This window comes from Micromonospora polyrhachis (genome assembly GCF_014203835.1).
Taxonomy (GTDB): domain Bacteria; phylum Actinomycetota; class Actinomycetes; order Mycobacteriales; family Micromonosporaceae; genus Micromonospora_H; species Micromonospora_H polyrhachis.
Map to the genome: position 1 here is coordinate 5613546 of NZ_JACHJW010000001.1, position 17757 is coordinate 5631302.

The window sequence follows — 17757 nt, forward strand, 5'->3', positions numbered from 1 at the left end:
GTCGTACCGACATTGACAACCCGGGTCTGTCGGTACACGGTGGACAGATGGTCGTGACGGGTCCTGTGCGCCACCACTCTCGACCGTGACCGGGAAGCCGGACGGGCCAGCCACCGTCGCTGTCGGTGGATACGCCGCACTGCTCGGCCGACCGGAGGGGCGTCGTCTCGCCCTGGCCGCGCTGGGGGCCCGGCTGCCCCAGGGCATGATCGGTATCTCGATTCTCTTCCTGCTGGCCGATCGGGCGGATGTCCGTGTCGCGGGCGCACTGGTGGCGGCGTACACCCTCGGTTTCGGCCTGGTCGCGCCCGTGAGCGGCCGACTGGTCGACCGGTTGGGAGCGCACCGGGTGATCCGGGTGGGCATGGCCGTGTTCCTGGTCACCGCCGGACTGTTGGTGCTGGCGGCGGTCCGGGACGCGCCGGTGCCCCTCACCGTGGCGTGCGCCGTGCTCGCCGGGGCCAGCATGCCGCCCCTCGGCCCCGCCGTACGGGCCCGCTGGCTCGGCCTGCCGGAGACGTACCGGCGCGTAGGGGTCGCCCTGGACGCCGTACTGCTCGACGTCTGCCTCATCGTGGGGCCGGTCGTCGCGTCGGCACTGGTTGCCGTCCGGCCGTACCTCGGGGTGCTGGCCATCGTGGTGATCACCGGGATCGGCGCGTACCTGCTGCTCTCGGTCCTTCGCGTCCTCCCCGCGCCGGCCGACGGCCCGGGCGACCAGCCGCGCCCGGGCTGGTGGGGACCGCTTCGCTCGGCGGCCTACCGGCGGCTGCTGGTGGTGATGCTCTTCGCGAGTTGCGCGATCGCCGCCGTGGCGGTGGGGCTGCCCGCCCTGGCCGGGGTCGCCGGTGCCCGGTGGGCCAGCGGCCCGCTGGTGGCGGCCTTCTCCGTCGGCAGCATCGTCGGCGGCCTGCTCTGGGGACGCTGGGGTCGGCGGTCCGGGGAGCCGGCTGCGGCCCGGCCCGGACTGACCAGGCTGCCGGTGGTGCTCGGCGCGCTGGTCCTCGCCCTGGCCGTCCTTCCGCTGGCCGGGGCCCGACCGCTGGTGCTGCTGGGGCTCGCGCCACTGGCCGGCCTTCCGGTCGCGGTCGTGCTGGCGACGCTGGCGATGGCCGCCGGGCAGCGTGCGCCCGCCGGCACCGCGATCGAGGCACAGTCCTGGCTGGTGTCGGCCAACACCCTCGGGTCGGCCACCGCCGCGCTGCTCACCACCGGCCTGCTCGGTCGGGGGCACCTCACCGCGACCCTGGTCGCGCCGGCCGGGCTCGCCCTCGTGGCGGCGCTGGTGGCGCTTGCCACGGGTGCGACAAATAGTGATCGTTGTAGATAGAGTGCGTCGATGGACCGCACTGAACTGGCGGAGTTGGCCCTCACCGAGGTCACCGCACTCGGCCCGGCGTTCGCCGACGTCCGGGCCGTCGCCGAGGATTCGGAGTCGATCGACGTACGCGACGACCGCGTCGAACGGGCCACCCGGACCGCGAGCCGGGGAGTCGGCGTACGGGTGCTCGTCGACGGCGCCTGGGGGTTCGCGGCCACGGCCGACGAGGACGGCGCGGCGGTACGGCGCACCGCCCGGCTCGCCGTGGAGATCGCCCGGGCGAGTGGCCGGGTGTCGGGCGCACCGGTCCGGTTGGACGACACCCCGCCGGCCTGCGGGACGTACACCACGCCGCACGTCGTGGACCCGCTGACGGTGCCGGTCGCGGAGAAGGCGGAATACCTCCTACGGGCCACGGAGGCGGCGCGCACGGTGGCCGGAGTGTCCTTCGTGGAGGGCACCACCGATGCCTGGCGGCGGCACACCGTCTACCGCTCGACCGAGGGTGCCGCCGTGGCGCAGACCGTGCTGCAGGTCGGGGGCGGCCTGGCGGCGTTCGCCGTCGGTGGTGGCGAGGTCCAGCGCCGGTCGTACCCGACGTCGTTCCGGGGGCAGTTCGTCACCGGCGGCTGGGAGGAGATACTGGCGCTCGACCTGCCCGGCCACGCCGCGTCGACCGCCCGGGAGGCGGTCGCCCTGCTGGCAGCCCCCGACCTGCCGGTCGGTGCGGCCACGACCGTCGTGCTCGACTCGTCGCAGCTCGCGATGCAGATCCACGAGTCGATCGGGCATCCGCTCGAACTCGACCGGATCCTCGGCATGGAGCGGGCGTACGCGGGCGGGTCGTTCGTCCGCCCTGACGACCGTGGTCGACTTCGGTACGCCGCACCGCTGGTCTCGGTCACCGCGGACGCCACCACTCGGAACGGGCTGGGCACCTTCGGGTACGACGACGAGGGGGTGCCGGCCGGTTCCGCCCCGATCATCGCCGACGGTTTGCTTGTCGGCTTCCTCACCAACCGGGAGACCGCCGCGTTGCTGGGTGGGATCTCGAACGGCACGGCCCGGGCGGACTCGTGGGGCAGCATCCCGCTCATCCGGATGAACAACGTCTCCCTGCATCCCGGGCCGGACGAGGACGTGGATCGGGCCGACATCGTGGCGGACACCCGGGCGGGTTTCCTGTTGAGTACGAACCGCTCATGGTCCATAGACGACCAGCGGACCAACTTCCAGTTCGGTTGCGAGGCGGCGTACGAGATCTCCCACGGCCAACTGGGCCGGCTGTATCGCAACCCCACCTACGCCGGCCGGACCATCGACTTTTGGCGGTCCTGTGACGCCCTCGGTGGGGCGCGGGACTGGCGGATCTGGAGTGTGCCGATCTGTGGCAAGGGTCAGCCGTCCCAGGTTGCCCGGGTGGCCCACGGGGCATCGACCGGGCGGTTCCGGGCCACGGTGGGGGTGCGATGAGCCGCTACGGCGCCGAGCGCCTCTTCGACCTGGCCGTACCCGTTTTGGGGACCGATGAAGCGGACGGGGTCGAGGTGGTCCTCACCCGGGACCGCACGGCGTTGACCCGGTTCGCGGACAGTCGGATCCACCAGAACACCGACCGGTCGGACGGCCAGGCCCGGGTACGGGTGGTGCGGGACGCGCCGGGTGGGGTCCGGGTGGGGGTCGCGTCGACCAACCGGCTGACCCCGGACGGGCTGCGCGAGGCGGCTCGCCAGGCGACGGCGATAGCCGCCGCCACCCGCCCCGCCCCGCACTTCGGCGGGCTGGCAGCGGGTGGCCTGGCGTACCCGAAGGCGGGCCGGGACGACCACGGGACGGCCGACTGCCCGCCGCAGCGCCGGGCGGACATCGTCGGCGACCTCCTCAGGGGACTTTCCGTCGGCGTCGCCGGGGCGGGCGTGGTGGAGACCACCGGTAGCGAGATGGCCGTGATGAACAGCCACGGCGTACGGGCGTACCACGTCGGCACCCGGGCGATGATCAACATCTTGGCCACCGGGGCGGACTCGGCCGGCTACGCCGAGGGGGTCGCCAGCGCGCTGGACGACCTGAACCCGGTCGTGCTGGCCCGCCGGGCGGATGACAAGGTACGACTCGGTGCCCGGCCCCGCGAGGTGCCGCCGGGAGACTATCCGGTGGTGCTCGAATCGGGGGCCACGGTGGTGCTGCTGCACCGGCTGGCGCAGGCGTTCGCCGGGCGGGCCGTACGCGACGGCAGTTCACCGTTGGCCGGGCGGGCGGGCCAACAGGTCTGCGCACCGTCGGTGACCCTGGTGGACGATCCGCTCTCCCCGCTGTTGCCCGGGTCACCGTTCGATGCCGAGGGGGTGCCGAGGCGGCGGACCACGTTGATCGAGCGCGGGGTGGCCGGGGAGCTGACCTACGACGCGGCGACCGCCCGAGCCGTGGGTGCGAAGCCCACCGGACACGCCCTACTGCCGCCGAACCCGCTCTCCGGCCAGCCCACTCACCTGCTGATGGACGGTGGCGACGCCGACTTGGCGGAGCTGGTCGGCGGCGTGGATCGGGGCCTCTACGTCACCCGGTTCCACTACACGAACCTCGTGCACCCGGTGCGTTCGACGGTGACCGGTACCACCCGGGACGGCACGTTCCTGATCGAGGATGGTCGGATCGTCGGTGGGGTCCGGAACCTGCGGTTCACCGAGTCGGTGCTGGCGGCGTTGACCGCCGTCGAGGCGGTCGGCCGGGACGGCGAAGTGGTCTACGAGCGCTTCTTCGGAGACGCGTACGCTCCGCCGTTGCGGCTCTCGTCGTTCCAGTTCACCTCGACCTCGACCCACTGACCCGGACGGGGTGCACCCGGATGGGGTGTCGCCGGGCTGACCCGGACGGGGTGTCGCCGGGCGAGCCATCGACCGGCCCGCCCGGCGATCCGGCACCGATCTGGTCAACCGATCCGGTTCCGTTGAGCGACCACGTCGCCGACAGCCACGGCGAACCGGCCGACCACCCAGGCCACCGCCCGGCAGTTCCGGTCGAACTCGGCCCGGTTGATGCTGGCCACCGTGTCGCAGGGCTGGTGGTAGCAGGGGTCGAACATCTCGCCGGCCAGCCCGCCGTACCGGGCCGCCTGCTCCGGGGACTTGGCCTGGTAGGTGCCGCCGTCCAGGCCACCGATCGGGATGCCGGCGTCGCGGAACGGCCAGTGGTCCGAACCGATGCTGTTGATGTCGGCCGTCTCGTAGCCCAGCCCTCGGCTGGCGTAGTAGCCGGTGAGCACCGCCTCCACCGCCCCGGAGCCGAGTGGTCCGGGCCCGCTGCCGGTGCCGGGATGGTCGCTGTCGTCCCCGTCGACGATGAACCGGCCGAAGTTCGGCGAGGCGATCAGCTCGTAGTTCAGGTAGAGGGTGATGTTCGCCCGCTGTTCGGGGGTGAGTTGCCGGAGGTAGTGGATCGAACCGACCTCGATCAGTTCCTCCGCACCCCACCAGGCGAACCGGACCTTGTTGCGGATCTGCCGTTGCCGGGGTGCGAGCTGGAGGGCGGTCTCCAGCAGGGCCCCGGCGGCTGCGGCGTTGTCGTTGATGCCCGGCGTCTCGGTGGTGCTGTCCAGGTGCGCACCCGCCATCACCACCCGGTCGGGGCGGCCTCCCTCGGTTTCGGCCAGGATGTTCTCGGTCACCACCTCGGCCGTGTGGGCGCGAAGCTCTAACCGCAGCCGTACGGTCCGCGCGGCACTGTCGGCCGCCAGCCGCTCGGCGTCCCGCTGGGAGACGTTGGCCAACGGGATGCTGATCGCGGCCGGGTCGAACAGGTACGCCCGGTAGATGTTGTCGGGCCGTACGGTTCGGACATAGAAGAGCATCGCCCGTGCCCCGAGGGCCACCGCCACCCGCTGCTGGGCGACGAACCCGCAGGAGGTCTGCGGCGCGACGACGATCGCGCCGTGCACCGGCAGGCCGGCGTAGTCGGCGGCCTCGCATCCCGGGGTCGGGTCCGGCAGGCCGTCCTGGATGGTCGGGGTCAGCACGACCGGGGCCTCGATGCCCGCCGCTGGGGTGGTGGGCGACCAGCGCATCAGCAGCACCCGGGGACCGGGGACATCGCGGTCGAGGCGTACCGCCCGCTCGATGTCCACCTGGTGCTCCTGGTAGGGCACTGCTTGTCGGGTCACCCGGTAGCCGGCCTGTCGCAGGGTACGCACCAGGTAGTCGGCGGACTGGGCGAAGCCGGGTGTCCCCGAGGCACGGTTGCCGCCGTGCGTGTCGGCGGCCCGTTGCCAGGCGGTCAGGTGGCGCAACGCCTGCTCCCCGGTCACCGCCTGTTCGAGCCGGTCGGCCAACCGGTACGGGTTCGCTGGCGGGTTCGACCCGGTGCCGGCCGGAAGCGCCAGGGTGAGGGTGAGCGTGGCGGCGGTCAGGACGGTCAGCTTCATCGGGCATCCTCCTCCTGCCGGATCGCGGTCCGGGTGTCCTGCGCCACTGTGGTGTCCTGCGTCGCTGTGGCGTCGCCGGTCGCCGGGACAGGAGCCCAGCCGAGGTCCCGGCCGGCGTATGCGGCGAGCTGGTCGGCGACGCTGGCGTTGGTCGGGACGGGACAGACCGGCGCGAACGGGGCATCGGTGCCCCGGGGGAGCGACCGCCCGCGCAGGATGTCCAGGCAGGAGCGGCACAGGTCGGGATCGAAGTCGGTGGGCTGTCCGGTCGCTCGGGCCAGATCCCAGCCGTGTACCAGGAGTTCGATCACCCGGGTCTGGAGCAGGTGAGTGCCGGGTTCGGTGCCGATCGGGGTGGCGTGCTCCGCGGCCAGGACGTCGTCGTCGGCGCAGATCTCGGTCAGCCGGGCCAGCGAGGAGCGAAAGGCGGCCACGTGGTCGGCACCGAGCAGCACCGTCTCCCGGTCGGGGACCGGCTGACCGGTCATGATCGCGATGAACCGGTGGTTGCCGTTGACGATGTGGTTGAGCAGCCCGCCGACGTCCCAGTCCGGGCATGGCGTGGGGTGGGTGAACTGGTCGGGGTCGACGGTGGCTATGAGCCGGTCGGCCAGGGCACCGGCCCGGCGGTGCAGCCGTCGAGGGGCCTGCTCCGGGTCGGCGTCCGGCTGCACGGAGGCGTGGGACATGGGTCTGCTCCCTTCGGATGACGTACGGCGTTCTCCGGTGACGCGTCGGTGGTGTCAGCCCGTCGCCCGGGTGACCGATGTGCCGGGGACCGACGTCCCGGTGACCGGCGTTTCGTCGGTGGCCCCGTCGGCGGTGGTCCGGGCGGCGACGTGCACGGTCGACGCGGCGAGCAGGAACGTGTCCGGACGGCGTAGCACCCCGTGCGCGCTGTCCGGGTCGAGTAGCCGGTCGAGCTGCCGGCGGTCGTCGGAATCGAGCCGGTCGTCGAGTAGGTCTCGTTGGCGGGTGAGCATGTCGTGTACGTGTTCCCGGGTCGCCGGGTCCAGCGGGGCCGGCAGGTCCACGAGGAACGTCCGGCTGCCGACCGGGGTGAGCCCGGCGACCGAGAGTAGACCCGGCCAGTCCTCGGCGACCGCGACGCTGCCGGCGAGGGCGTCTCGTCGGGCGGCGAACCAGTCCTCCATCAACGCGTCGAGCCGGGCCTGGAGACCGGGTCGTCCCGTGCCGGTGTCGCGGGGTAGGAACCGGGTGGGCAGACCCCCCTCGGCCACCGCCAGCAGACCGCCCGGCCGTAGGACGGCGGCGAGCCGGCCGAGGGCGGCCCGCTGATCGCCGAAGTGGTGCACCACACTGCTCGCCCAGATGAGGTCGGCTGCCGGTAGTTGATCGCCGGAGTCGCCCAGGTCGGCGCGGAGGGTGCCGATCCGGTCGGCGAGCCCGAGGCCACGAGCCCGGTTGGCGGCCCGGTCCAGCAGTTCGGGCTGGATGTCGACGGCGAGGACGCGGGCCGCGGGAAACGCCTGGGCCAGCAGGCAGGCGGTCACGCCGGGGCCGCTGCCGACATCCAGGATCGACCCGGTCGGTACGGCGGATGGGCCGGTGTCCGTCACCAGCTCGGGTGATCGGGCCACCACGAGTTCGCGTAGCCAGGCTGTCGCCTGCCGCTGCCACGGGCTGCGGATCTGGGCGAGCTGTTCGAGTTCCGTGGCCAGTGCGGACCAGTCGACCTGGTGCTTCTCCTGGTACGCGCCCACTCGGTGTCCTCCCAATCGATTGATAGAACTAGCGGCATCGATATTCGTTCGGATAGAACGTACAGGGTCGGATGCCGACGTGTCGGCTCAACCACCCACCCGGAGGGCCGTGTCTGATGTCGATGTCCGAACCGATGGCCAGGCCGGAGGATCCAGCGTCGTTCGCGGCGACGGCGGATGGGATCACCCTCGAAGCGCTGCGCCGCAAGCGGGGTGCGAAGTGGACGGAGTCGCCGCCGGACGCGATAGCCGCCTGGGTGGCCGACTCGGATTTGCCGCTCGCCCCGGTGGTGACCACGGCCATCCGCGCGGCCGTGGAGCGGGGTGACCTTGGCTATCCCCACGAGGACGGCGCGCCGGTACGGGCCTGGGCGGGTTGGTGCGAGCGCCGGTACGGCTGGACTCCGGACGTACGGCACGTCAGCCAGCACGGAAACGTCGTCGCGGCCCTGGCGGCCTGCATCGATCTGCTCACCGAGCCGGGCGAGCCGGTGGTGGTGCCGGTCCCGGCGTACCCGCCGTTCCTGCTGGCACCGGGGGACCTGGGGCGGACCGCGGTCCCCGTCCCACTGGTGACCGACGGTTCGGGGCGGCCCACCTTCGACCTCGACGCCATCGCTGCCGCGCTGCGGGCCGGGGCGCGACTCGTGCTGCTCTGCTCGCCGCACAACCCGACCGGGCGGTCCTGGTCGGTGCCGGAGCTGGAACAGTTGGCCGAGGTGGTGTTGCGTCACGATGGCTGGCTGGTCAGTGACGAGATATTCGCCGATGTGACGCTGCCCGGTGCGCGACACGTCCCCACGGCGTCCCTGGCGCACGAGGTGGCCGCCCGGACCGTCACGCTCGCCGCGGCGAGCAAGGCGTTCGGCATCGCCGGGTTGCGGTACGCGTTGGCCGCAGCGCCCGACCCGGAGCTGCACATGGCGATTCGGCACCGCCGACACGTGCGTGGCGCGACCCCCAGCGCACTCGGTGCCGTCGCGACCGAGGCGGCCTGGCGGGGCGGGGACGGTTGGCTGGACGCGGCCCTGGCGTACCTCGATGCCCGTCGGGCCGACCTGGCGGCGGCGTTGCCCAGCCTGACCGGGGTGCGCTGTCATCTGCCGGAGGCGACCTATCTGGCCTGGCTGGACCTGCGCGTGACGCCGTTCGCCATCGATCCGGCGGCGAAGCTGCTGGCCGCTGCCCGAGTGCACCTCTCCGAGGGGACACCGTTCGGCACCGCCGGCTTCACCCGGATGAACCTCGCCCTGCCCGGACCGGTGCTGGCCGAGGCCCTGGACCGACTGGCGGCCGCGTTCCGGTGACCGGGAGCAGACCCGGCCGGTCCTCGGTGACCGCGATGCTGCCGGTTGCCGGTTGGCCGCTCCGCGGGGACCCGGCCGGTTCAGCCGATGGTCGGCCCCAGCCGGCCTGGCTCAGCCGACGGCGACCTCGACCGGCAGGCTGGACAGCCCGCGGAGGGTGGGGTTCGGCTCGCGTACGACGTGCCCGGCGATCCGGATCGCCGGGGCGGCAGCGGCCAGGGCGGTGAACACCGCGCGGGCCTCGGCGAAGGCGAGCGCGGCACCGAGGCAGGCGTGGGTGCCCCGGCCGAATCCGAAGTGGGGATTCGGGTGCCGGGTCAGCACGAGTTCGTCGGGGTTGGGGAAGATCGCCGGATCCCGGTGGGCCGCGCCGAAGAGCACCACCACCCGGGCCCCGCGTGGGATCCGGCGGGTGCCCAGTCGGGTGTCGATGGTGGCCACCCGTTCCTGCGCCTGGAACGGGGTGTCGAAGCGGAGCAGTTCGTGCAGGGCGGTGGCCTGGCCACGCTCGGCGAGCCGGCCGAAGCCTGCCATCGCCCCCGGCGTACGGAGCAGGGCGTAGGCGGCGTTGCCGAGGAACCGTTGGCCGGTGTTGAGGCCGGCGAGCAGCACGGCCCGCAACGAGTTCATCAGCAGGTCGGTGCCGACTGTCGCCGCTGCGTCCCGGGACCGGAGGTAGCCGAGGATGCCGCTGTCGGGCTGGTGCTCGTACGCCTGCCGGATCAGCTCGCTCAATCGGGCCCGCGCCGCCAGGCCGGGTTGCTCCGTCTCTGGTGCGACGCCCGCCATCATGCTCCGCACGACCGCCCGCGACGCGTCCTGGAAGTCCTCCTGTTGTGACAGGTCGCCACCGAGGATCCGCGCGATCCCGTACGAGGTGACGGGGACCGTCAGGTCGGTGACCAGGTCTCCGGCACCGTGGTGCAGCAGGTCCTTGATTGCCCGGTCGGCGAACTGGCGCAGGTCCTCGCGAAGGGCCGGGATTCCCTGGGCGCGGAAGGCTTCGGTCAGCAGTTGGCGTACCGGTAGCTGGTCCGGTGGGTCGAGGGTCTGCACGGTGATCGTCTGTGGTTCCGCCGGGATGCCCGCCCGTCGGTAGTCGGCCGCGAACCCGGCGCTGTCCTCGATGACCCGCAGGCAGTCGTCGTACCGGCTGAGGACCCAGGACGCCAGTTGCTCGTGCCAGTGCACCGGATCGTCGGTCCGCAGCCGGTGGTATGTCGGATAGGGGTCCTCGATGAACTGTGGCGAAAGTGGGTCGAAGAGTTCTTCGGGCGTGGCGGCCGGGCTGCTGTCGCGACCGTTCGTGACCATCGGGGACTCCCTGCAATTGTCGAGCATATTCCGAAATGGTTCTTCGAAGTTATTCGGCGGCACCCAGTGATTGTCTCGTTAATTGCTGACGGATTGTCGACCGTGTTGGTGACGTGTTTCAACCCTAGGCGGTGCTCCCCGGTTTGGCGAGCTTGAGAGGGATGGGATCCATCGAAGATCTTCAAGGTTTGCGAGAAAGTAAATAGTTCGTTAACTGGTATGAACGGGGGCAAAAATACGGGCGTTAGGGTCGCGTCTCTCGTCTCCCTGTGGCACTGTCTCGACAAAGAGGCGAAACGGGATCGGCCCGGTTCGCCTCGTGTGGTGCTGGATGAAGGGGGGATTATCGTGCGTCACTACTACTGATTAGTTGGGTCACGCTATCGTCGTTGGCGAATTTGTCGGTGCGCTGACAGTGGCGACTCAGGCGATGATTTGCCAGCGTCCTGAAACGGGAAGGGGGCGTTTCTCATGCGCCACTACTACTGATCTGACCAGTCGCGCCGCCGCCGCCGGTGATGCCGGCGGCGGCGGCGCCCCCTCGCCAATGCCAGCCCAGACAGGAAGGAGCGGTCCAGATGTCCCGGCCCCCCTTGTTTCCCGAGACCCTCGCCGGCGAGGCGTCCGCCGTACGACTCGCGATGGAGTTCGATGCCGAGCCACTGGCGGCAGAGCTACGGTCCCTGGAGCAGCAACCCTGGCGACACCAGCGGCCGTACTCCGCGGGGCAGGTGGGAAAGCCGATCGCCCAGGGCTGGACCTGCTTTCCGCTACACAGTCCCGGTGGTCTACTGGAACGCACCGACCCGGGCGGCCCGGCGCTGGTGCCGTTCGCCGACACCCCGGCGTTGTCGGCGTTGCCGGCGATGGCGAAGGTGCTCCGGGAACTGCCCTGTGAACTGCGGAGCGCCCGCCTGCTCGCGCTCGACGCGGGAGCGGAGCTGGCCGAGCACCGCGACGAGTTCATCGGGTTCGGCTACGGCCAGCTGCGGCTGCACATCCCCATCGTCACCAACCCGGGCGCGCGGCTGTTCATCGAAGGCTATGAGCACAATTGGAAGCCGGGTGAGCTGTGGTACGCCAACTTCGCCCTGCCGCACTTCCTGCGCAACGACGGTGCCCAGCGACGGGTGCACCTGGTGGTCGACTGCATGCTGAACGACGCACTGCTCGCCCTCTTCCCCGGTTGGTTCCGGGATCGGGTGGGTGCCCTGGCCTATGTCAGCAACCGGCCGAGAACGACGCCCGCCCCGCTGCCGGCGCTGTCGGAGTTCCTGCTGCCGGCACCGTTGGACACCGACCTGCTCGCCCATCTACCCGAGACGGGGCACGACGACGGACCGGGTCGAAGCAGCGCCACGTGCCACGACGGCGTACCCCGACCGGCGGCCGGGGTGGCGGACTCGACCGGGGAGCCGATCGACCGGGCGCAGGCGTGGTTGGAGCGGAAGCCAGAGGGGCTTGTCCTACGGACCGCTGGTGGCGCGCAGACCGCGCTGGTGCCGATCGGAGCCTACGAGTATCGCTTCGAAGGCTGGACCGACGAACGGACCATCGACCTCGGGCAGCTACCCGACCGGGTGGTGTTGCACGACCGGCGGAACTGGTGGCACCGGACCTGGAGTTGCCCGGTGCGCTCCACCGCCTGACCGGCTGCTGATCGGGTTGGCCACCGCCTGACCGGCCGCTGATCGGGTCAGCCGATCGGGCGCTTCAGGTGGTAGCGGTGCACCTCGGTGGTGCCCTGGAGGTTGTTGACGTCCTCCTGTGCCGACACCAGCTCCCAGCCCTCGGCGCCGACCCGGTTGAGGTGGGCGATCGCGGTGTCGCCGTAGTCGGAGACGTCCCGCCGGTGCCCGTCCGGGCCGTACCAGTAGTAGGACAGCCCCCACCCCTGCCCCTGAGCGTGCCGACGCCGGACCAGCAATGCGTACTCCCACTTAACCATCGGTCCATTATGGCGGTAGCCGGCTGGTTACCGAAACAGACGCTTGCTTTCGTAGACCGGATGGTCCGGCTCGGCCACGACCGTACACAGCCGACGTTTCACACTGGTTCGGCGACGGCGGTGGGGCCGGTCCCCGGCTTGCCGGAGCGGTTTGCGGGGACGGTGCGGGGCGCAACGGTGAACAACGGGATGAAGACGTGGGCGAGCGGGCCGATGGCGAGCGCGTACGCCACCGTGCCGATGCCGAAGGTGCCACCGAGCAGCCAGCCCACCGCCAGTACGGTCACCTCGATGACGGTCCGCACCAGCCGGATGGAGCGCCCCGGCCGCCGGGCCACGTAGCCAGTCATCAGCCCGTCCCGGGGGCCGGGGCCGAGGCGGGCACCGAGGTAGAGGCCGGTAGCCATCCCGTTGAGCACGATGCCGGCGGCCAGGAAGCCGATCCGGGCCGCCACCGGTGTCACGGTGGGCAGCAGGGCCAGGGCTCCGTCGACGACCAGGCCGATGACCACCACGTTGCTGACCGTGCCGACTCCGGGGCGTTGCCGCAGCGGGATCCACAACAGCAGTACGAGCGCCCCCACGACGATGGTGGTCACGCCCATGGACAGTCCGGTCCGGTGGGCCAGTCCCTGGTGGAACACGTCCCAGGGGTTGAGGCCGAGGGTCGATTCGATCGTCAGCGCCATGCTGGTCCCGTAGAGCAGCAGCCCGAGGTAGAGCTGAGCGAGGCGGCGTATCAGGCGTTGATTGCCAATCGTGGTCACACGTGCCACCCTAAAAGCCAATTGTCGTGGGGAAAGAGCCAATATTCGGAGCGTGGCATGACATCGCTGGTCCGTGGGCCACAATTGGCTCGGCTTCTCGGGCAGTGGCATGCCCTGCCGGGGCGGCGCCGGAACCCCGACTACCGTGCGCTCGCCGACGCGGTACGCGGTCTGCTCGCCGACGGGCGGCTGCCGCTGGGCGTACGACTGCCCGCCGAGCGGGAGCTCGCCGAGGCGCTGGGCATCAGTCGTACCACCGTCAGCGCCGCCTACCGGGAGCTTCGGGACAGCGGCCACCTGCACAGCCGGCGGGGCGCGGGCAGCTGGACCAGGCTGCCCGGGGGGCACCGGGTCGCCAGTTCCGGCCTGTGGACCCCGCAGGACCAACTCGACATGATCGATCTCGGTTACGCGTCGATGGCCGCCCCGGCCGAACTCCTACCGGCCGCCCACGCCGCCGCCGAAGACCTGCCGCGTTACCTCGGCGGGGCCGGCTACCACCCCATCGGGATCGTGGAACTGCGCGAGGCGGTCGCCCAGTGGTACACCGCTCGGGGGGTGGCCACCAGTCCCGAGCAGATCATGGTCACCAACGGCACCCAGCACGCCTTCGACCTGGTGGTGCGGCTGCTTCTGCCGCCTGGCGGCAGCGTCCTGGTCGAATCGCCGACCTATCACAACGCGTTGGCCGCGCTCGCCGCCCGTCGGGCCCGCATCGCCACGCACGGGCTGCTCATCGAGGGGCCGGGCTGGGACGCCGAGCTGCTACTCGGCAGCCTCCGGCAGATTCGCCCCCGACTGGCCTACCTGATTCCGGAGTTCCAGAACCCCAGCGGACACCTGATGTCGGCCCCACTACGAGAGCAGCTGGTCGCCACCGCCCACGCCACCGGCACCGACCTCGTCATCGACGAGTCCTTCGTCGAACTCGCCCTGGACGGCACCGTCGTACCGCCGCCGGTGGCCGCCTTCGACCGGCACTCCCGGGTCATCTCCATCGGCGGGATGAGCAAGCCCTACTGGGGTGGCCTGCGGATCGGGTGGATCCGCGCCTCCGCGCCCCAGGTGCAGCGGCTGGCCGCCGCTCGGGTCGGGGTCGACATGGCCAGCCCGGTGCTCGACCAACTGCTCGCCGTACATCTGCTCGCCGACGCCGACACGATCGTGGCGGCCCGCCGGGCGCAACTGACCATCCAGCGGGACGCGCTGCTGGCGGCGCTGGCCGAGCTGCTGCCGGAATGGCGGGTTCGGGTGCCCAGCGGCGGCGTGATCCTCTGGGTGGAGCTGGACGGACCGATTTCCAGCGCGCTGGCGCGGGCCGCCGAGGAGGTGGGTGTACGCCTCGCCCCCGGCCCCCGGTTCGGCCTGGACGGGACGCTCGAACGGTTCCTCCGGTTGCCGTTCACCTTGGCCCCCGACGACCTGGTCGACGCGGTACGACGCATCGCGGCGGTCCGCTACGGCCTCGACCACGCCCCGCGTCCACAGTGGATGGACTCAGCCGTGATCGCATGATGGGGGGCGGCCCCTACGCCGACGGCTATTCATGCCATTCTCGGACTATATGCCAGAAGCTCACCGCCGCCGTCACGTCGGTTGACACAATCCCCGAGTGGGGGATCAGGGACCGCGCTGGTCACACCGAATCCAGCCGGGGGCGCCCGGGTTACGGGTGACCCGGTTGGAACTCTTCTACGACCTGGTCTTCGTCTTCGCGTTCCTCAACGTCACCGCGCTGACCTCCGAGGAGATGACCTCGGGCGCGTTGCTGAGCGGGTTGGTGGTGCTGGCCCTGCTCTGGTGGTGCTGGACCGGGTTCGCCACCGTCGGCAACGCGGTTCGGGCCGACCAGGGGCTGGTCCCGTTGGCGGGGCTGGCCAGTACGGCCGCCATCCTGGTGCTGGGGCTGAGCATCCCGGAGGCGTTCATCGACGAGCCGGGCGGGCTACCCGGCCCGCTGGTCTTCGCATCCTGCTACTTCCTGGTTCGAGTCTTGCAGGTGCTGGTCTTCTGGTCGGTCGTGCGCGGTTCGTCGGAGCTGCGTCGGCGCTGGCTGCTGCTCGCCCTCCCGGTGTGGATCAGCACCATCCTGATCCTGGTCGCCGCGCTGCTACCACCGCGAATCTTCGAGGGTGCCGCCGTGTCCGGGGTGCGGTTCGGCCTGTGGGTGGTGGCGCTCCTCGTCGAGTACGGCGTGGGTGCGGCGGTGTGGCGCTCCGGCTGGACCCTGAGGTCGGCGGGACACTGGTCGGAGCGGCACGCGTTGATCGTGCTGGTCGCGTTGGGCGAGTCGGTCATCTCGCTCGGCACCGGGCCGAACCTGCGTCCGGGACTGCCGCTGACCTGGGAGATCCTGGTGGCGACGATGCTCGGGGTGGCGGTGATCGCGGCGCTGTGGTGGGCGTACTTCGACACCCTCGCGCTCGCGGTCGAGCAGTGCCTGCACCAGACGCAGGGGCCGAAGCGGGTGTCACTGGCCCGGGACGCGTACACCTACCTGCACCTTCCGCTTATCGCCGGGATCATCATGTTCGCCCTCGGGCTCAAGCGGATCCTCGCCGAGATAGCCGATCCCGCCCTGTCGGACTGGGCGGACACGGTCGACCAGGCCGACCTCTACGTCCTCTACGGCGGGGTGGTCCTCTACGAACTCGCGTTGAACGCGATCTCGCTGCGGGCGTTCCGTACCATTCGACTCTCCCCGGCGGGGGCGGCCACCATGCTGCTGCTGTTGACCCCGCTGGCCGTCCAGATGCCCGCGCTCATCGCGTTGGGGCTGTTGGTGATCGTCTCGGTCAGCCTGGTGACGTTGAAGGTGCTCCGGCCCGCCCAGTCCCGCCGCGAGGTACGGGAGGCGGCACTGAGTGAGCAGATCGCACTGGAGGCGGAGGAGACGCGGTGGCGAGCCCGGCATCGACGTGAGTGACGGGGGTCGGGTGTTGGGCCGTACGCGTCGTCCCGCGGCGGGTGGCCCGGGTGATCGTCGGGCCCCACCGGGTCGTCAGGTCCGGCGGCCGTCGCCCGGGGGCTCTGGGCCACGACCGCCGTGGACCCCGACGTCAGATCTTGGCGACCGTACCGTCGTACATTCCGTCGATCTCGCTGGCGAAGTTGGTCTCCACCACCCGGCGCTTGATCTTCAACGAGGGGGTCATCTCGCCATCCTCGATGGTCAGGTCGCGGGGCAGGATGGTCACCTTCTTGATGGTCTCCCAGCGGTTGAGCCTGGCGTTGAGTTCCTCGACGGAACCCTCCACCATCGCCCGTGCCTCGGCCGAGGCGACGATCTCGGCGTACCCCTTGTCGGCCAGCGGGCCCTCGGCGGCCCACGCGGTGATCGCCTCGGGGTCGAGGGTGACCAGCATGGTGCAGTAGTTGCGGGCCTGGCCGATCACCACCGCCTGGGAGACGTACGGGCACAGCGCCTTGAACATGCCCTCGATGTGCGAGGGGGCGATGTACTTGCCACCCGAGGTCTTGACCAGGTCCTTCTTCCGGTCGGTGATCTTCAGATAGCCGTCGGTGTCGAGTTCGCCGATGTCGCCGGTGCGGAAGAACCCGTCCTCGGTGAACGCTGCGGCGGTGTCCTCCGGCAGGTTGTGGTAGCCCCGCATCACCGGAGCGCCCCGCAGCAGCACCTCGCCGTCGGTGTCGATCCGGCACTCCAGGTCGCCCAGTGCCTGACCCACGGTGCCGATGCGGAGCGCGCCCGGGCGGTTGACGAAGTTGCCGGCGCTGCTCTCGGTCAGGCCGTAGCCCTCGGAGATCGGCAGGTTGGCTGCGGCGAAGAAGGTGGCGATGTCCTTGCTCAGCGGGGCGGAGCCGGAGACCAGCACCCGGATACGTCCCCCGAGCTTCGTTTGGATCTTGCTGAAGACCAGCTTCTCGGCCAGGCCGTAGCGCAACCGCAGTCCGCCCGGGACCGGCTTGCCCGTCTGCTCCAGGGCCACCTTCTCCTTGCCGGTCCGCACCGCCCAGTTGAAGATCTTGGCCTTCAGGCCACCGCCGACCAGCGCCGTGGTGACGGACTTGTTGTAGACCTTCTCGAAGATCCGGGGAGCGCCGCACATCAACGTCGGCTTGACCACCCCGAGCATGTCGACCAGCTTGTCGATGCGACCGTCGACGTAGGTGGGCAGGCCGACGTGGATCACGCCGCAGAGCAGCGTCTTACCGAAGGAGTGCGACAGCGGCAGCCACAGGTACTGCAGGTCCTCCGGCAGGAGGAGACCGAGCTCGGCCTGGGCGACCCCCTCCCAGCACCAGCCGGCGTGCAGCAGTTCGACGCCCTTGGGGCGGCCGGTCGTGCCGGAGGTGTAGATCAGGGTGGCGATGTGGTCCGGTTTGATCTCCGCCACGATCCGTTCGACCAGGTCGGGGTCGCCGGCCAGGGCCTCGGTGCCGCGCTGCTCCAGTTCGGCGAGGGTGAGCTGGGGCGGGCTGGCCGCCGGGTCCGCCGTACCGTCGATCACGACGACGTGGGTCAGCGCGGGCAGGTCGGTGCCGGTGACCTTGCTGGCCTGGGCGGCGTTCTCCGCGATCAGGACCCGGGAGCCGGAGTCGGCGATGATGTAGGTCGTGCCCTCCGGTTCGGTCGTCGGGTAGACCGTGGTGGTCGCCCCGCCCGCGCACATGATGCCGAGGTCGGCGATGACCCATTCGAGCCGGGTGTTGGCCAGGATCGCCACCCGGTCCTCCGTGCCGACACCCAGGCCGTGTAGGCCGGCGGCGATCGCCTTGGCCCGCTCGCCGACCTGCCGCCAGGTCAACCAGACCGGACCGGAGTCGTCGGGCGCGGGATGGCCAAAGGCGTCGCCATCGGGGGAGGCCGCGACCCGTTTCAGGAACATGTCGGGGATGGAACGGTAAGGAACTTCGAGAGCCATCGCTTAGTCCGCCTTCAGGGGGTGCGCGTGACCGGCGTCACGTGAACTTGCGGTTACCGAAGAGTATTGCCTG

At 70.9% G+C, this 17757-nt stretch carries 14 protein-coding genes; 7 read left to right on the top strand and 7 right to left on the bottom strand.

Annotated features, from left to right (window positions below; all coding sequences use genetic code 11):
• Positions 1 to 85 precede the first annotated feature (85 nt).
• The 3 genes from FHR38_RS24905 to FHR38_RS24915 are packed head-to-tail and all read left to right on the top strand — an operon-like array spanning position 86 to position 4146.
• Entirely contained in the window at positions 86 to 1330 is a 1245-nt protein-coding gene (locus FHR38_RS24905) for an MFS transporter (protein ID WP_184536932.1), read from the top strand.
• Between the two features lie 9 nt (positions 1331 to 1339).
• Positions 1340 to 2794 (top strand): TldD/PmbA family protein, encoded by a 1455-nt coding sequence (locus FHR38_RS24910; RefSeq protein WP_184536933.1) that lies wholly within the window; start codon positions 1340 to 1342, stop codon positions 2792 to 2794.
• The gene (locus tag FHR38_RS24915) at positions 2791 to 4146 is read left to right on the top strand and encodes a TldD/PmbA family protein (RefSeq protein WP_184536934.1); all 1356 of its coding nucleotides are present in this window, start codon (positions 2791 to 2793) and stop codon (positions 4144 to 4146) included. The genes FHR38_RS24910 and FHR38_RS24915 overlap by 4 nt, the downstream gene beginning before the upstream one ends.
• A gap of 104 nt (positions 4147 to 4250) precedes the next feature.
• On the opposite strand, the gene FHR38_RS24920 is transcribed toward FHR38_RS24915, so the two are convergent.
• The 3 genes from FHR38_RS24920 to FHR38_RS24930 are packed head-to-tail and all read right to left on the bottom strand — an operon-like array spanning position 4251 to position 7462.
• The gene (locus FHR38_RS24920) at positions 4251 to 5738 is read right to left on the bottom strand and encodes a M28 family peptidase (protein ID WP_184536935.1); all 1488 of its coding nucleotides are present in this window, start codon (positions 5736 to 5738) and stop codon (positions 4251 to 4253) included.
• Positions 5735 to 6427, bottom strand: coding sequence for a TIGR03086 family metal-binding protein (locus tag FHR38_RS24925; RefSeq protein ID WP_184536936.1), 693 nt, complete (start codon positions 6425 to 6427; stop codon positions 5735 to 5737). Before FHR38_RS24925 ends, FHR38_RS24920 begins: the two co-directional genes overlap by 4 nt.
• 54 nt (positions 6428 to 6481) lie before the next feature.
• Positions 6482 to 7462 carry a class I SAM-dependent methyltransferase gene (locus FHR38_RS24930; RefSeq protein WP_184536937.1) on the bottom strand — a complete coding sequence of 327 codons (981 nt, stop codon included), beginning with the start codon at positions 7460 to 7462 and terminating at the stop codon, positions 6482 to 6484.
• 116 nt (positions 7463 to 7578) lie between these two features.
• Here FHR38_RS24930 and FHR38_RS24935 point away from each other — a divergent pair, with 116 nt between their 5' ends.
• Entirely contained in the window at positions 7579 to 8769 is a 1191-nt protein-coding gene (locus FHR38_RS24935; RefSeq protein ID WP_184536938.1) for a MalY/PatB family protein, read from the top strand.
• Between the two features lie 111 nt (positions 8770 to 8880).
• On the opposite strand, the gene FHR38_RS24940 is transcribed toward FHR38_RS24935, so the two are convergent.
• Positions 8881 to 10083, bottom strand: a complete 1203-nt coding sequence (locus FHR38_RS24940) for a cytochrome P450 (protein WP_184536939.1) — start codon at positions 10081 to 10083, stop codon at positions 8881 to 8883.
• A gap of 578 nt (positions 10084 to 10661) precedes the next feature.
• On the opposite strand from FHR38_RS24940, the gene FHR38_RS24945 reads away from it, so the two are divergent.
• A complete protein-coding gene (locus FHR38_RS24945) occupies positions 10662 to 11732 on the top strand; it encodes an aspartyl/asparaginyl beta-hydroxylase domain-containing protein (RefSeq protein ID WP_184536940.1) in 1071 nt (356 codons plus the stop codon).
• Between the two features lie 47 nt (positions 11733 to 11779).
• On the opposite strand, the gene FHR38_RS24950 is transcribed toward FHR38_RS24945, so the two are convergent.
• A complete protein-coding gene (locus tag FHR38_RS24950) occupies positions 11780 to 12031 on the bottom strand; it encodes a hypothetical protein (protein ID WP_184536941.1) in 252 nt (83 codons plus the stop codon).
• Between the two features lie 98 nt (positions 12032 to 12129).
• Positions 12130 to 12798 (bottom strand): membrane protein YczE, encoded by a 669-nt coding sequence (yczE, locus tag FHR38_RS24955; protein ID WP_312882395.1) that lies wholly within the window; start codon positions 12796 to 12798, stop codon positions 12130 to 12132.
• 57 nt (positions 12799 to 12855) lie between these two features.
• On the opposite strand from yczE, the gene yczR reads away from it, so the two are divergent.
• Together yczR and FHR38_RS24965 are read left to right on the top strand one after the other, a co-directional pair.
• Entirely contained in the window at positions 12856 to 14313 is a 1458-nt protein-coding gene (gene yczR / locus FHR38_RS24960; RefSeq protein WP_184536942.1) for a MocR-like transcription factor YczR, read from the top strand.
• Between the two features lie 97 nt (positions 14314 to 14410).
• Positions 14411 to 15724: a low temperature requirement protein A gene (locus FHR38_RS24965; RefSeq protein WP_312882396.1), complete on the top strand. Its 1314-nt coding sequence runs from the start codon at positions 14411 to 14413 to the stop codon at positions 15722 to 15724.
• Between the two features lie 133 nt (positions 15725 to 15857).
• On the opposite strand, the gene FHR38_RS24970 is transcribed toward FHR38_RS24965, so the two are convergent.
• Entirely contained in the window at positions 15858 to 17684 is a 1827-nt protein-coding gene (locus tag FHR38_RS24970; RefSeq protein ID WP_184536943.1) for an AMP-dependent synthetase/ligase, read from the bottom strand.
• Between the last annotated feature and the right edge of the window lie 73 nt (positions 17685 to 17757).